At 72.1% G+C, this 14,290-nt stretch carries 12 protein-coding genes and 1 pseudogene; 9 read left to right on the top strand and 4 right to left on the bottom strand.

Going from position 1 to position 14,290, the window contains the following annotated elements; all coding sequences use genetic code 11:
• Window positions 1-58 precede the first annotated feature (58 nt).
• Window positions 59-1,177: a DUF2125 domain-containing protein gene (locus ACYVO7_RS10255; RefSeq protein ID WP_460449734.1), complete on the top strand. Its 1,119-nt coding sequence runs from the start codon at window positions 59-61 to the stop codon at window positions 1,175-1,177.
• Between the two features lie 4 nt (window positions 1,178-1,181).
• Here the strand turns inward: ACYVO7_RS10255 and mtaB are convergent, their stop codons facing one another.
• Window positions 1,182-2,432 (bottom strand): tRNA (N(6)-L-threonylcarbamoyladenosine(37)-C(2))-methylthiotransferase MtaB, encoded by a 1,251-nt coding sequence (gene mtaB, locus ACYVO7_RS10250; RefSeq protein ID WP_460449733.1) that lies wholly within the window; start codon window positions 2,430-2,432, stop codon window positions 1,182-1,184.
• Window positions 2,433-3,320, bottom strand: coding sequence for a diaminopimelate epimerase (dapF, locus tag ACYVO7_RS10245; protein WP_460449732.1), 888 nt, complete (start codon window positions 3,318-3,320; stop codon window positions 2,433-2,435). It abuts the gene before it with no gap.
• A 270-nt stretch (window positions 3,321-3,590) separates the two neighbouring features.
• Here dapF and ACYVO7_RS10240 point away from each other — a divergent pair, with 270 nt between their 5' ends.
• From ACYVO7_RS10240 to ACYVO7_RS10225, 4 genes are all read left to right on the top strand, one after another.
• Window positions 3,591-4,382, top strand: coding sequence for a GyrI-like domain-containing protein (locus ACYVO7_RS10240; protein WP_460449731.1), 792 nt, complete (start codon window positions 3,591-3,593; stop codon window positions 4,380-4,382).
• A gap of 121 nt (window positions 4,383-4,503) precedes the next feature.
• Complete coding sequence (locus ACYVO7_RS10235; protein ID WP_460449730.1) at window positions 4,504-5,337, top strand: chorismate mutase; 834 nt, start codon at window positions 4,504-4,506, stop codon at window positions 5,335-5,337.
• A gap of 31 nt (window positions 5,338-5,368) precedes the next feature.
• Window positions 5,369-6,484 carry a pyridoxal phosphate-dependent aminotransferase gene (locus ACYVO7_RS10230; protein ID WP_460449729.1) on the top strand — a complete coding sequence of 372 codons (1,116 nt, stop codon included), beginning with the start codon at window positions 5,369-5,371 and terminating at the stop codon, window positions 6,482-6,484.
• The gene (locus ACYVO7_RS10225) at window positions 6,477-7,421 is read left to right on the top strand and encodes a prephenate/arogenate dehydrogenase family protein (RefSeq protein WP_460449728.1); all 945 of its coding nucleotides are present in this window, start codon (window positions 6,477-6,479) and stop codon (window positions 7,419-7,421) included. Before ACYVO7_RS10230 ends, ACYVO7_RS10225 begins: the two co-directional genes overlap by 8 nt.
• Window positions 7,422-7,531: 110 nt before the next feature.
• Here the strand turns inward: ACYVO7_RS10225 and ACYVO7_RS10220 are convergent, their stop codons facing one another.
• Window positions 7,532-8,371 (bottom strand): RluA family pseudouridine synthase, encoded by an 840-nt coding sequence (locus ACYVO7_RS10220; protein WP_460449727.1) that lies wholly within the window; start codon window positions 8,369-8,371, stop codon window positions 7,532-7,534.
• Window positions 8,372-8,422: 51 nt separating this feature from the next.
• Here ACYVO7_RS10220 and ftsY point away from each other — a divergent pair, with 51 nt between their 5' ends.
• The 4 genes and pseudogenes from ftsY to acs all read left to right on the top strand — a co-directional run bounded on the left by ftsY (window position 8,423) and on the right by acs (window position 12,700).
• Entirely contained in the window at window positions 8,423-9,574 is a 1,152-nt protein-coding gene (gene ftsY / locus ACYVO7_RS10215; RefSeq protein ID WP_460449726.1) for a signal recognition particle-docking protein FtsY, read from the top strand.
• Between the two features lie 57 nt (window positions 9,575-9,631).
• A complete protein-coding gene (locus ACYVO7_RS10210) occupies window positions 9,632-10,048 on the top strand; it encodes an EVE domain-containing protein (protein ID WP_460449725.1) in 417 nt (138 codons plus the stop codon).
• A 101-nt stretch (window positions 10,049-10,149) separates the two neighbouring features.
• Window positions 10,150-10,494, top strand: a pseudogene (locus tag ACYVO7_RS10205) (PIN domain-containing protein); the annotation flags it as partial.
• A 262-nt stretch (window positions 10,495-10,756) separates the two neighbouring features.
• Entirely contained in the window at window positions 10,757-12,700 is a 1,944-nt protein-coding gene (gene acs / locus ACYVO7_RS10200; protein ID WP_460449724.1) for an acetate--CoA ligase, read from the top strand.
• A 72-nt stretch (window positions 12,701-12,772) separates the two neighbouring features.
• Here acs and ACYVO7_RS10195 read toward each other — a convergent pair whose 3' ends face one another.
• Window positions 12,773-14,194 (bottom strand): RsmB/NOP family class I SAM-dependent RNA methyltransferase, encoded by a 1,422-nt coding sequence (locus ACYVO7_RS10195; RefSeq protein WP_460449723.1) that lies wholly within the window; start codon window positions 14,192-14,194, stop codon window positions 12,773-12,775.
• Window positions 14,195-14,290 lie beyond the last annotated feature (96 nt).

Below are 14,290 nucleotides of genomic sequence, written 5' to 3'. Positions count from 1 at the left end.
ACGCCCGCTGGCGTTTGACCGCAGCCCGCATGACGCCGCGGGCGCGAAGGAGACGGACATGAACCAGGTCAAGCGCTGGCGCCCGGCGACCGCGCGTCCCTCGGGCTCCCCGCCGTCGCGGTCGCGGCCGTCCCGGCTGCGGCTGTTCGGACCGGCGGCGCTGCTGGCGGCGGCCGGCGCGGCGGCCTGCGGGTTCTGGGCCTTCGCGTCGTGGCGCACGGACCGCGAGATCGACGCATGGCTGCAGCGCGAGGCGGCCCATGGCCGCGACTGGACCTGCCCGGCGCGCCGGATCGGCGGCTTCCCGTTCCGGATCGAGGTCTCCTGCGACAAGCCGAGCTTCAAGGGCAGGGCCGAGAACCGGGCCGTGGCCGGCCAGATCGGCCGCGTGCTGGCCGTGGCGCAGGTCTATTCGCCCACCCACGTGATCGTGGAGGCCGACGGCCCGCTCGAGCTGCGCGACGACGCCGGCGGCGCGCTCTCGATGGCCTGGGAAAGCCTGCGGGCGAGCGTGATCGGCAAGCCGGGCAGCGGCCTGGAGCGCATCTCGGTCGAGATGGGCGGCCCGACGCTGGTGGCCAACAACGACGCCGGCGCGATCGAGACCGGCGCGCGCGCCGTCGAGCTGCATCTGCGCCGCACGCCCGACAGGCCCGCCGAGGACGGGGCCTATGACGTCGCCGCCACCCTCAACGGCGTGCGCCTGCCGGCCCTCGACGCGCTGTTCAACAGCGGCGAGCCGACCGACGCCACGATGCTGGCCACCGTCACGAAGGCCGAGCCGCTGGGCGCGGGCGGCTTCCGGCGCGAGCTCGACCGCTGGCGCGACGCGGGCGGCCGCCTGCAGGTCACCAGCCTGGCTCTGCTCAAGGGCGGCAAGCGCGTCGACGCGAACGGCAGCCTGGGGCTGGACGAGCTGCACCGCGCCCAGGGCCGGGTGGAGCTGACCCTGACGGGGCTCGACGAGCTGCTCCAGTCGCTCGGCGTCAGCAGCCGCACGGCCGCCATCGGCGGGCTGATCGCGGGCGTGCTGGGCGGCAAGCGTCCGGCCGACGCCGCCCCGCCGCCGCCGGGCGCGACCGGCGCGCTGAAGGGCGTGACGCTGCCGCTGCGGCTGGACAGCGGCAAGGCCTATCTGGGGCCGATCCCGGTGGCGCGGTTGGCGCCGCTCTACTGAGGCGTCAGGCGGCGCGCAGCTCGCGTCCGTCCCGTCCGGCGATCAGCACGTCGATGATGCGGCCCGGCTCGGGCTGCTCGGCGAAGCGCACTGGCGAGAACGCCTCGGTGCGGCCCAGCCGGTTGCGCTCCACGAGCACGCGGGTCCGGCGTCCGACCTGCGCGTCGAGATAGGCGGCCCACGCGGCCTCGCCCTTGCGGCGCAGGCGGGCGGCCCGCTCCTTGACGACGGCGCCGTCGACCTGCGGCATGCGGGCGGCCGGGGTTCCGGGCCTGGCCGAGAACGGGAAGACGTGGAGCTGCGTCAGCCCGCATTCGTCCACGAGGGCCAGCGAGCGCTCGAACATGGCCTCGGTCTCGGTCGGGAAGCCGGCGATCAGGTCGGCCCCCAGCGCGACGCCCGGGCGCAGCCGCCGCACCGTCTCGCAGAACCGAATGGCGTCGTCGCGCCGGTGCCGGCGCTTCATCCGCTTCAGGATCACGTCGTGGCCGGCCTGCAGCGACAGATGCAGGTGCGGCATCAGCCGCGGCTCGGTCGCGATGGCGTCCATGAGGTCGTCGTCGGCCTCCACCGAATCGATCGAGGAGATCCGCAGCCGCTGGAGCGACGGCGCGCGGCGCAGGGCGGCCTTCACCAGGGCGCCGAGGCGCGGCGCGCCCGGCAGGTCCGCCCCATAGCTGGTGATGTCGACGCCGGTCAGCACCACCTCGGCGTAGCCGGCGTCAGCGAGGCGCGCGATCTGGTCCAGCGCCTCGCCCAGGGGGACGGAGCGGGAGTTCCCGCGTCCGAACGGGATGATGCAGAAGGTGCAGCGGTGGTCGCAGCCGTTCTGCACCTGCACGAAGGCGCGCGTCCGGCCCTCGAAGCCGTCCGCCATGCGGCCGCCGGCCGAGCGCTCGGCCATGACGTCGGACACCAGCACGCGCCGCGCGTCGGCGGCCGGGTCGGCCAGCGTCGCCCAGGTGCGCGGCTGCAGCTTCTCGACATTGCCGACGACGCGGTCGATCTCCGCCATGGCGGCGAAGCGGTCGGGCTCCACCTGAACGGCGCAGCCGGTGGCGACGATGCGGGCGCCGGGCCTCTCGCGCTTGATGCGGCGGATGGCCTGGCTGGCCTGCCGGGCGGCCTCGGCCGTCACCGCGCAGGTGTTGACCACGACGAGGTCGGCGTGCCCGGCCTCCTCGGCCTGGCGGCGCATCGTCTCGGATTCGACGATGTTGAGCCGGCAGCCGAAAGTGAGGACCTCGACGGCCATTCAGGCGGCTCCGGCGAAGACGTCCGGCGCGAAGGTCCCGCGGCTCTCCAGCTCGGTCGCGCCGGTCATCAGCACATGGCCGTCGCTCTCGCGCCATTCGATCGTCAGCACGCCGCCCGGCAGCGTCACCCGCACGGTCCGGCCGGTCAGGTCCTTGCGGACGGCCGCCACCGTCGCCGCGCAGGCCGCCGACCCGCAGGCGCGCGTCAGGCCGACGCCGCGCTCCCAGACCTTCAGGACGATGGCGTCGCGCGCGGTCACATGCGCGAGGGAGATGTTGGCCCGCTCGGGGAAGATTGGGTGGTTCTCCAGCAGCGGGCCCACCCGGGCGAGGTCGTGGGCCTCGATGTCGCTGACCCAGAAGATCGCATGGGGGTTGCCCATGTTGACCACCGAGGGCGTGTGCAGCACCGGCGCGTCGATCGGGCCGACCTGCAGCTCGATGCCGGTCGTGTCGCGGAACTCCTCGGCGAGCGGGATCTCGTCCCAGCGCAGGCGCGGCGCGCCCATGTCGACCGTCACGTCGGCGCCGGGCTGGCGGCGGCAGGCCAGGAGCCCCGCCTTCGTCTCCAGCAGCAGATCGGTGCGGCCGTTGGGCGCGTCGAGGCCGGGCTCCTGCGTCAGCGCCCAGGCGACGCAGCGCGTGCCGTTGCCGCAGGCGCCGGATTCGGACCCGTCCGTGTTGTAGATGCGCATGAACGCGTCCGTCCCGGGGGTGCGGGGGTCGTGCAGCGCCATCAGCTGGTCGAAGCGCGAGGCGGGGGCGCGGGCGATGGCCCGGGCCTCCTCCGGACGCACCCGGATCGCCGCGCCGCGCAGGTCGAGAACCACGATCTCGTTCCCGAGGCCGTTCATCTTCAGGAAGGGGCGGCCGACCAGGGTGCTCATCGGTGGGGTCCGTCACGGCGGAGGCGGTGCGACGCAGCTCAGCCTCCGCTCGCCGCGGCGGGGCTGCAGCGTCATATAACGATCCGCGGGCCGAACGCGAGTCGCCGCGCGGGAAGCCGGCCCGGCCGGCGCCCTTTGCTGCATGTCCGGCCCGACCAGGCCGGGCGCCCCGGCGTCTCGACCGCGCCTCGGGCGTCGGCCTATTGTGCCTCACGGACCATGCCGGCGATTCGCGTCGCGGGCGGGACCCTCGAAGGATGGGACAGCGCCATGGCGGGTGACTTCACAACAGCGTCGGGCGGCCGCGGCAAGCCGAGGCTCGCTTTCGCGGGCTCGCTGGCCGCCGTCGCGGCGCTCGCGGCGCTGGCGGCCGGCCCCGCGCTGTGCGGCGCCGCTTTGGCGCAGACCGCGCCCGCCCCGGCCCCCGTCGAGAGCCAGCCCCTGCCGCCCCCGCCGGGAACGCCCGCGCCGCCGTCGGCCGCGCCGGCGACGCCGGCTCCCGCCCCCGCCCCCGCCCCCGTCGCGCCTCCGGCGGCCCAGGCCGCTCCTGCGCCGAACGGCCTCGTCACGCTGGCGCCCGCGCCGGCCGATCCGTCCACGCCGGACGAAGTCACGCTCGAAAGCCGCCCCTCGGCGGTGACGCGCGGCATGGCGACGTGGGACGAGGGCTACGAGAAGCTCACCCAGAGCTTCGAGAAGCTGCAGTCGGAGATGAGCAAGGCCGGCGTGAAGATCACCGGCAATCCGGTCGCGACCTTCCTGGAGACGGACGACATGGGCTTCCGCTTCGAGGCCCAGCTGCCGATCGAGGCCGCCCCGGCGTCCCGGCCGCCCGAGCTGGCGCCCGACGTCCAGTTCGGCCAGACGCCCGCCGGGCGCGCCATCCGGTTCGTCCACAAGGCGCCGTATGACGACATCGACAGCACCTATGAGGCGATCTCGGCCTATCTGGACGCCAAGGGGATCGAGGTGAAGGACAATTTCACCGAGGAATACGTCAACCAGGGCCAGAACGCCGGCGACGCCGAACTCGAGCTGTTCATCTACGTGCTGCCGAAGTAGCCGGCGGCAGGCGCGCCTCGCCGGCGCTTTTCTGCGCGCCGCCCCGTTCCCACGCGGGCCTTTTTTGCTCTATGACTGCGCCCTCGCGACGGCGGACGGCCGGTCGCGCCGGATCGCAGCCATGGCAGACGCCCCGAAACTGACGCTGGACGATCTTCGCCGCGAGATCGACCGTATCGACGCGGGGATGCACGAGCTCCTGATGGAGCGCGGGCGCATCATCGACACGCTGATCCAGGTGAAGAAGACGCAGGTCTCCGGCTCGGCCTTCCGGCCCGGCCGCGAGGCGTCGCAGATGCGGGTGCTGGCCGAACGCCACAAGGGCACGCTGCCGTTCGACACGGTGGAGAGCATCTGGCGCATCATCGTGTCGACCTTCACCTATGTGCAGGCGCCCTACGCAGTGCACGCCGACATTTCGGGCGGCGACGCGCCGATGCGCGACACGTGCCGTTTCCATTTCGGCTTCACGGTTCCGTACATGCCGCATGACAGCGCCAAGGCGGTGATTGACGCCGTGGCGCATTCGGCCGGCGACCTCGGCGTGTTCCGGGCCGAGCCCGGCCGCGCCGCCGGCGCGTGGTGGACCGCGCTGGCCGGGCCCGACCGCCCCAAGATCATCGCGCGCCTGCCCTTCGTGGAGCGGCCGCAGCACCCCGCCGGCATGCCGGTCTATTGCATTTCCAAGCCGATCGAGGACGCGGCCGTGCGCGACATCGTGCTCTATGCGCTCGGCGTCGAGCGCTGGCGCGAGGGGCTGCAGCCGGCGCTGGCCCGGATGGGCGCGACCGTGGAGAGCAGCGCCGGCGACGAGTCGGGCCTCAACCTGCTGGTCTCGGCCCCCGGCGCGGTCTCGCTCGACGGCGTCATGGACGCCATGGCGGGGCTCGGCGTCGGGGTGTTCGACGTCCACGAGATCGGCAGCCACGCCGCCCGCTTCCGCCTTCCCGCCTGATTTTCCGTTTCGCCCGCACTGGACCCGCCCGATGAGCACAGCCCTTTCGACCCGCCCCGTTCCGCGCCCCGGCGTCCTGGACATCGAGGCCTATGTTCCCGGCAAGAGCGGCGCCCCGGCCGGCGTGAAACTGCACAAGCTGTCCTCCAACGAAACGCCGCTCGGGCCCTCGCCGCGCGCCGCCGAGGCCTATCGCAAGGCGGCCGACAAGCTCGAATTCTACCCGGACGGCTCGGCCACCGGCCTGCGCGAGGCGATCGGCGCGAAGTACGGCCTCGATCCCGCCCGCATCGTCTGCGGCGCGGGCTCGGACGAGCTCCTGAACCTGCTGACGCACGCCTATGTGGGCCCGGGCGACGAGGGCGTCTACTCGCAATACGGATTCCTGGTCTACAAGATCGCCCTGCTGGCCGCCGGCGGAACGCCCGTGGTCGTGCCGGAGAAGGGTTTCCACGCCGACGTGGACGGCATCCTGGCCGCCGTGACGCCGCGCACCAAGATCGTGTTCCTGGCGAACCCCAACAACCCGACCGGCACCTATCTGCCCTTCGAGGAGGTGAAGCGCCTCCATGCCGGCCTGCCGCCCCATGTGCTGCTGGTGCTGGACGCGGCCTACGCCGAATATGTCCGTCGCAACGACTATGCGTCCGGGATCGAGCTCGTCTCGACCAGCGACAACGTCGTGATGTGCCGAACCTTCTCGAAGATCTATGGCCTGGCGCTGCTGCGGCTCGGCTGGTGCTACGCGCCCGCCCATGTGGCGGACGCGCTGAACCGCATCCGCGGGCCGTTCAATGTCGGCGGCCCGGCGCTGGACGCCGGCGTCGCCGCCGTGTCGGACGACGCCCATGTGGCGGCGGCGATCGCGCATAACGAGCGGTGGCTGCCCTGGCTGACGCAGGCCATCGAGGCTCTCGGCCTCAAGGTGACGCCGAGCGTCGGCAATTTCCTGCTGATCCACTTCCCGGAGACGGGCAAGACCGCCAAGGCGGCCGACGCGTTCCTGACCTCGCGCGGCCTCGTGCTGCGCGCCGTCGGGGCCTACGGGCTCCCGAACGCGCTGCGGCTCACGATCGGGAGCGAGGAGGCGAACCGCCTGGTCGTGCAGGCGCTCGGCGATTTCATGAAAGGCGGGGCCGGTGCCTGATCGTCTTGGACCGCCGCTCGAACAGCCGCTGTTCGACCGGCTCGTCATCGTCGGCCTGGGGCTGATCGGCTCCTCGCTGGCGCGCGCCGCCCGGCATCTGCGCCTCGCCCGCACCGTGGTGGGGGCGGATGCGTCGCCGCAGGTCCGCAGCCGCGTCGCCGAGCTCGGCCTGGTGGATGAGGTCGCCGACAAAGTCGCCGAGGCCGTGCGCGGCGCCGACTACGTCATCCTGTGCGTGCCGGTAGGCGCCTGCGGGGCAGTGGCGGCCGAGATGAGCGGCGCGCTCGCGCCCGGCGCGATCGTGTCGGATGTCGGCTCCGTCAAGGGCGCGGTGGTCGCGAATGTGCAGCCGCACCTGACGTCCGGCGTGCATTTCGTCCCCGCCCACCCGGTGGCCGGCACGGAGCACTCCGGCCCGGACGCCGGCTTCGCGACGCTGTTCCACGGCCGCTGGTGCATCCTGACCCCGCCCGAGGGGACCGACCCCGATCCGGTCGGGCAGGTGCGGGCGTTCTGGGAGGCGCTGGGCTCCAATGTCGAGATCATGACGCCGCAGCACCACGACCTGGTGCTGGCCATCACCAGCCACGTGCCGCACCTGATCGCCTACAACATCGTGGGGACCGCGGCGGACCTCGAGGAGGTCACGCAGTCGGAAGTGATCAAGTTCTCGGCCGGCGGCTTCCGCGACTTCACCCGCATCGCGGCCTCCGACCCGACGATGTGGCGCGACGTCTTCCTCAACAACAAGGACGCCGTGCTGGAGATGCTGGGCCGCTTCAGCGAGGACCTGAGCACGCTGCAGCGGGCCATCCGCTGGGGCGACGGCGACGCCTTGTTCAACCTCTTCACCCGCACGCGGGCGATCCGGCGCGGCATCATCGACGTCGGCCAGGAAACGCCCGAGCCGGATTTCGGTCGCCGCAAGGCGGATTAGCTTCCGGCCCTGCCGTTTCGGCCCTGTCGCACCCTCCTAGAATCCCCCCATCCTGAGGAACATCGCCCCTTGGCGATGTGTCTCGAAGGATGAGGGCATTGTGTGAGGCTCTATGAAGCGGCTGAGCGCTCGTCGGCTTCGCCGCCGCCATCTCCCGGGGGGAGAAGGGGCGCGCTGGTCGGCGGCGCTTCCACGCTATCCCACCCACACGCAAGCAGCCGCTCGCGCATGTGCTCGGGGACCGGCGCGGTCGCGACCACAGGGTCCTTGTTCTTCGACATCGGCACCACGATCTCGCGCGAATGCAGGTGCAGCGGCGGGCCGCCGGCGCGCGCCGCCGAGCCGTAGATGGGATCGCCGAGGATGGGCCAGCCCATGGCCTGGCAATGGACGCGCAGCTGGTGCGTGCGGCCGGTGATCGGCTCCAGGGCGAGCCAGGCGATCGGCGCGCCGGTCGCCGGATCGGCGCCCCGGCCCAGGACGCGCCAGAGCGTGCGGGACGGCAGGCCCGCCGGATCCGTCTTCATCCACCAGCCGCGGCTCTCGTCGAGGCGGCCGAGGGCCAGGTCGATCTCGCCGGAGTCCCCGGCGGGCTCGCCCTCCACCACGGCCCAGTAGGTCTTGTCGACCTTGCCCTGCTTGAACAGGAGGCCGAGCTTCTCCAGCGCCTTGCGGTGGCGCCCCAGCACCAGGCAGCCGGAGGTGTCCTTGTCGAGCCGATGCGCCAGGGAGGGCGCGCGCGGCAGGCCGAACATCAGCTGGTCGAAGAACTGCTCCAGGTGGATCTCGCCCGGCCGGTCGCCCTTCGGCCCGCGATGCACCGGCACGCCGGCGGGCTTGTCGAGGATCAGCATCAGCCCGTCGCGGTGCAGCAGGCGCGCCTCGAGGTCCAGGGCGGGGCGTTTCGGCTTCGCCGGCGCGGCGGGTGGATCGAGTGCGTGGGGCGACATATCTGGGGCTTATCCCTTCCGGCCGCGGCGCGAAACCGCTATCGAGGCCCCATGACCGACGAGACCGAGAAGAAGCCTGGATTTTTCTCCCGCCTGTTCGGGCGCGAGCAGCCCGCCCCGGCGCCTGCGCCGGCCGCCGAGCCGTCTCCGGCCGCCGAGGCGCTCGCGCCGGAGCCGGAAGCGGTCCCGCAGCCCGCCCCGGCCGTCGGCCCGGGCGGGTTCCGGCTGCCCGAGACGCCGTCGCCCTTCGCCGAGGAGGCGCCCGCCCCGGAGCCCGCCGAGGGCCGGCGGTCGTGGTGGACGCGCCTCAAGGAGGGGCTCTCCCGCTCCTCCTCCGCCATCGGCGGCGGCATCACGGACATCTTCACCAAGCGCAAGCTCGACGCGGACACGCTGGAGGAGCTGGAGGACATCCTCGTCCAGGCGGATCTGGGGGTGGACGTGTCGTCGCGCATCGTCGAGGCGGTCGGCAAGGGACGCTACGGCAAGGACATCGCGCCCGAGGAGGTGAAGACCATCCTGGCCGCCGAGGTCGAGCGCGCGCTGGCCCCAGTGGCCAAGCCGCTCGTCGTCGATGGGTCCAAGCGGCCTTTCGTCATCCTCATGGTCGGGGTCAACGGCTCCGGCAAGACCACCACGATCGGCAAGCTCGCGGCCAAGTTCCGGCGCGAGGGCAAGAGCCTGATGCTGGCCGCGGGCGACACCTTCCGGGCCGCCGCCATCGAGCAGCTGAAGGTGTGGGGCGACCGCACCGGCGCGCCGGTGGTGTCCCGCCCGCAGGGCGCGGACGCGGCCGGGCTCGCCTTCGACGCCCTCACCCAGGCGCGCGAGGCCGGGACGGACGTGCTGCTCATCGACACCGCCGGCCGGCTGCAGAACCGCGCCGAGCTGATGGCCGAGCTGGAGAAGATCGTCCGCGTCATCCGCAAGATGGACGCCAGCGCCCCGCATGCGGTGCTGCTGGTGCTGGACGCCACCGTGGGGCAGAACGCCCTGTCTCAGGCCGAGATCTTCGGCAAGATCGCGGGTGTCACCGGCCTCGTGATGACCAAGCTCGACGGCACCGCCCGGGGCGGCATCCTGGTGGCGCTGGCGGCGAAGTTCGGCCTGCCGGTGCATTTCATCGGGGTCGGCGAGGGGATCGAGGACCTCGAGCCCTTCGAGGCCCGCGACTTCGCCCGGGCGATCGCCGGGCTGGAGTAGCGCCGCCTGCCCGGCTTCCGCTAGAACACGCCGACGCAGCGACCGGAACGCCCCACCATGGCCCATTGGCTCTACAAGTCCGAACCCGACGTGTTCTCGTGGGACAATCTCGTCGCCGAGGGCGACAAGGGCACGCACTGGAACGGCGTGCGCAACCACCTCGCCAAGCTCAACCTGCGCGCCATGAAGCTCGGCGATCGCGGGTTCTTCTACCATTCGAACATCGGCAAGGAGATCGTCGGCGTCGTCGAGGTGATCCGCGAGGCCTATCCGGACCACACGGCGCCGGAGGGCTCGCCCTGGGTCATGGTGGACATCAAGGCCGTGGAGGCCCTGCCCCGCCCGGTGCCGCTCGCGGCCGTCAAGGCCGAGCCGAAGCTCGCCAAGATGGCCCTCGTCACCTGCATGCGCCTTTCGGTGCAGCCCGTGACCGACGAGGAGTGGGACGTGGTGCGGAGGATGGGCGGGCTGTGAGCTCGCTCGGTCCGGGCGTCGCGCGGCCGCCTTGCTGGATCGTCGCGCAGGCCAGCCCACCTTGGGTCTTTCAGCCGCGACGAACTCTACGAGGATGAGGATTGAGGGTCGCGCTGGACACGAATGTCCTCGCCTCTGCGGAGGGATTGAACGACGAACCCCGCAAGGCGCGGGCTCTCGACGTGGTCCGCGCGCTCGTCGAGCGGCACGAGGTCGTGGTCCCGGCTCAGGTCCTGGCCGAACTGTTCCGCGTTCTCGCCCGCAAGGCGAGGCGACCGGCGGCGGAGTGCCGAGCCGCCGTTCAGATGTGGGACGACGTCGCATTCACCCAGCCGGCGACCCGCGCGGTTCTGGCTCGGGCCATGGACCTGTGCGTCGATCACGAGTTCCAGACCTTCGACGCCGTGGTTTTGGCGGCCGCCGCCGAGTCAGGCTGCCGGCTCCTCCTGTCGGACGACCTGCAGGACGGCTCCACGTGGTCTGGGGTGACGGTCGCCAATCCGTTTGGGACGACCCGCCACGGCCTCCTGCTGGGCTTTGACCGCTTCCCCCCAAAGTCGCCCCGACCAAAGCACGACGCGCTGCGCCTTGCCGCGAAAACAGGCGGTCCGCATAATGCACGCAAAGAGGAGTCGACCCCGCGGCCCCCTCCGCCTGCGAGTTGCCACGGCCGCCGAAGGGCGGTCGCGCGTTTTGGGAGAAAGCGCAATGTCCGAGAAGGTCTATCCCGTCAGCGCCGACTGGGCCAAGCGCGCCTGGGTCGACGACGCCAAGTACCAGGCGATGTACTCCGCCTCCGTCAAGGACCCGGCTGCGTTCTGGGGAGAACACGGCAAGCGGATCGACTGGATCAAGCCCTATGGCGTGGTCAAGAACGTCAGCTTTGCGCCGGGAGCGGTCTCGATCAAGTGGTTCGAGGACGGCCAGACCAATGTGGCGCTGAACTGCGTCGACCGGCATCTCGCCGCGCGCGGCGACCAGACCGCCATCATCTGGGAAGGCGACGACCCGAACGAGTCCAGGCGCATCACCTACAAGGAGCTGCACGCGCAGGTGTGCCGCTTCGCCAACGTCCTCAAGGCGCATGGCGTCAAGCGGGGCGACCGCGTCACCATCTACCTGCCGATGATCCCCGAGGCCGCCTATGCGATGCTGGCCTGCGCGCGCATCGGCGCCATCCACTCCATCGTGTTCGGCGGCTTCTCGCCCGATTCGCTGGCGAGCCGCATCGAGGACGCCGAGTCGGCCGTGGTGATCACCGCCGACGAAGGCCTGCGCGGCGGCCGCAAGGTGCCGCTCAAGGCCAATGTGGACGCAGCGGCCGAGAAGGCCGCGTGCCTCAAGACCGTGCTGGTCGTGCGCCGCACCGGCGGCTCCATCGCCATGCAGGCGGGCCGGGACGTCTGGTACGAGGAGGAGGCCGCCAAGGTCTCGGCCGAGTGCCCGGTCGAGCCGATGAACGCGGAGGATCCGCTGTTCCTGCTCTACACCTCCGGCTCCACAGGCAAGCCTAAGGGCGTCGTGCACACCACCGGCGGGTATCTGGTCTACGCGTCGATGACGCACCAATACGTGTTCGATTACCACGACGGCGACGTCTACTGGTGCACGGCCGATGTCGGCTGGGTCACGGGCCACAGCTACATCGTCTATGGGCCGCTCGCCAACGGCGCGACCACGCTGATGTTCGAGGGCATCCCGACCTATCCGTCGATCTCCCGGTTCTGGGACGTCGTCGACAAGCACAAGGTCAGCATCTTCTACACCGCCCCGACCGCCATCCGCTCGCTCATGGGCGCCGGCGAGGAGCCGGTGAAGCGCACCTCGCGCTCGTCCCTGCGGCTGCTCGGCTCGGTCGGCGAGCCGATCAACCCGGAAGCCTGGGAGTGGTATCACCGGGTCGTGGGCGACGGCCGCTGCCCCATCGTCGACACCTGGTGGCAGACCGAGACCGGCGGCATCCTGATCTCGCCTCTGCCCGGCGCGACGGCCCTGAAGCCGGGCTCGGCGACGCGTCCCTTCTTCGGCGTGCAGCCGCAGATCGTCGACGCCGAAGGCCGCGTGCTGGAGGGCGCCTGCGAGGGCAACCTCGTGCTCGCCGACAGCTGGCCCGGCCAGATGCGCACCGTCTATGGCGACCACCAGCGCTTCATGGAGACCTACTTCTCGACCTACCCGGACAAGTACTTCACGGGCGACGGCTGCCGCCGCGACGCCGACGGGTACTACTGGATCACGGGCCGGGTCGACGACGTCATCAACGTCTCGGGCCACCGCATGGGCACGGCCGAGGTGGAGAGCGCGCTGGTGGCGCATCCCAAGGTGTCCGAGGCGGCCGTGGTTGGCTACCCGCACGACATCAAGGGCCAGGGCATCTACGCCTATGTGACGCTGATGACCGGCGAGGAGCCCACCGAGGCGCTGCGCAAGGAGCTCGTCGGCTGGGTCCGCAAGGAGATCGGCCCGATCGCGTCGCCCGACCTCATCCAGTTCGCCCCGGGCCTGCCCAAGACGCGCTCCGGCAAGATCATGCGCCGCATCCTGCGCAAGATCGCCGAGGACGAATTCGGCGCGCTGGGCGACACCTCCACCCTGGCCGATCCGACGGTGGTCAACGACCTGATCGAGCACCGCCAGAACAAGCGGGCCTGAGCGCCCGCCGACGTCCCGTTCCGGCCTTCCGCCCGGAAGGCCGGGGAAGGCCGGCGAGCCTGGCGCGCGCGGTCAGCGGGCCTTTTCGAGGCGGGCGGCGTAGAAGCCGTCCATGCCGGAGAGGCGCGGCTCCTCGTGCGGCAGCATGAAGGGCAGCGTGCGCAGGTCGCCCTCCGGGGAGACCGCCTCCGGCGCGCCGGCTTCGGCGGCGGTGATCGGCAGGCGGCTCAGCGCGGCGTTGCGGGCCAGCAGCATGGAGATCTGCCGCTCGCCCTCCTCGGGCTCCAGCGAGCAGACGCAATAGACCAGCCGGCCGCCCGGCTTCAGCATCGCGGCGGCCTTGTCGAGCAGGCGCGTCTGCAGGCTGGCGAGCCGCACGAGGTCGCCCTCCTCCTTGGTCCAGGCCACGTCCGGATGCCGGCGCAGCGTGCCGGTCGCCGTGCAGGGCGCGTCCAGCAGGATCGCGTCGAAGCCCTCCGGCTCGTCGAGCTGCAGCGCGTCGACGGCGCGCGTCTCCACGGCGAGGCCCAGGCGGTCCATGTTGGCCTGGAGCCGCTTCAGGCGGACCTCCGAGCGGTCCACCGCCAGCACGGTCGCGCCCGCCGCGGCGAGCTGGGCGGTCTTGCCGCCCGGCGCCGCGCACAGGTCCGCGACGCGTTCGCCGGGCCGGACCGCCAGCAGGCGGGCCGGGATGGCGGCCGCCGCGTCCTGCACCCACCAGGCGCCCTCGTCATAACCCGGCAGGCTCGGCAGCGCGGCGCGGTTGCGCAGCCGCAGCGAGCCGGTGGGCAGCACGATGGCGTCGAGACGCTCGGCCCACAGCTGCGGGTCGGCCTTCACGGTGAGGTCGACGGAGGCCTCCTGCGTCTGGGCGGCGGCGATGCGGGCGGCCGCTTCGGCCCCGTAGCGCTGCGTCCAGCGCGCCGCCAGCCAGGCGGGAGCGTCGTCGGCGAGCGGGTCGCGCGCGCCCAGGATGGCGTCCTTCTCGCGGCCGATCCGGCGCAGCACCGCATTGGCGAGCCCCGCATAGCGCTCGGCCTTGCGGTCGGACTGGATCAGCCGGATCGTCAGGTCGACGGCGGCGTGGTCCGGGACGTCAAGCCACAAGAGCTGCGCCAGGCCGGTCGAGAGGGCGGCGGCGAAGAGGCCGGAATCCTCCGGCATGCCGCTCTTCAGGCGCGCCAGCAGCGTCTTGCGGATCGTGCCGAAATGCCGGATCGCCACCGTCGCGATGGCGCGCGCCAGCGCCCGGTCGCGGTCCTCCAGCCGGGCGGCGCGCTCTCCCTCCAGCAGCCGGTCCAGCGTCTCGTCGAGGGCGCGGCGTTCGTCCAGCACGGCGGCGACCGCCTCGGCGGCGAGCCGGCGCGCGGGCAGGCCCGGCGCGTCCGGGTCCTGCGCCGGACGGGCGGGCTTGCCGGGCGCCGCGCCCTTGCGGGCGGGGCGGCCCTTGCGGTCCGGCCCGGATCGGCCTGCGGGCTTCTCGTTCTGCGTCATCGCGTCGTCCTTCGGGCGTCCCGGGAGCGAGCCCGATCGCCGCATGGCGTTGATCTTCGCGGGCGGGCGCTCTTTATGATCGCCAGACGCCGCGGC

Source organism: Alsobacter sp. SYSU BS001988, assembly GCF_054796215.1.
The sequence above is the reverse complement of the archived record's forward strand: the minus strand, read 5'-3'. Positions and strand labels throughout refer to the sequence as shown.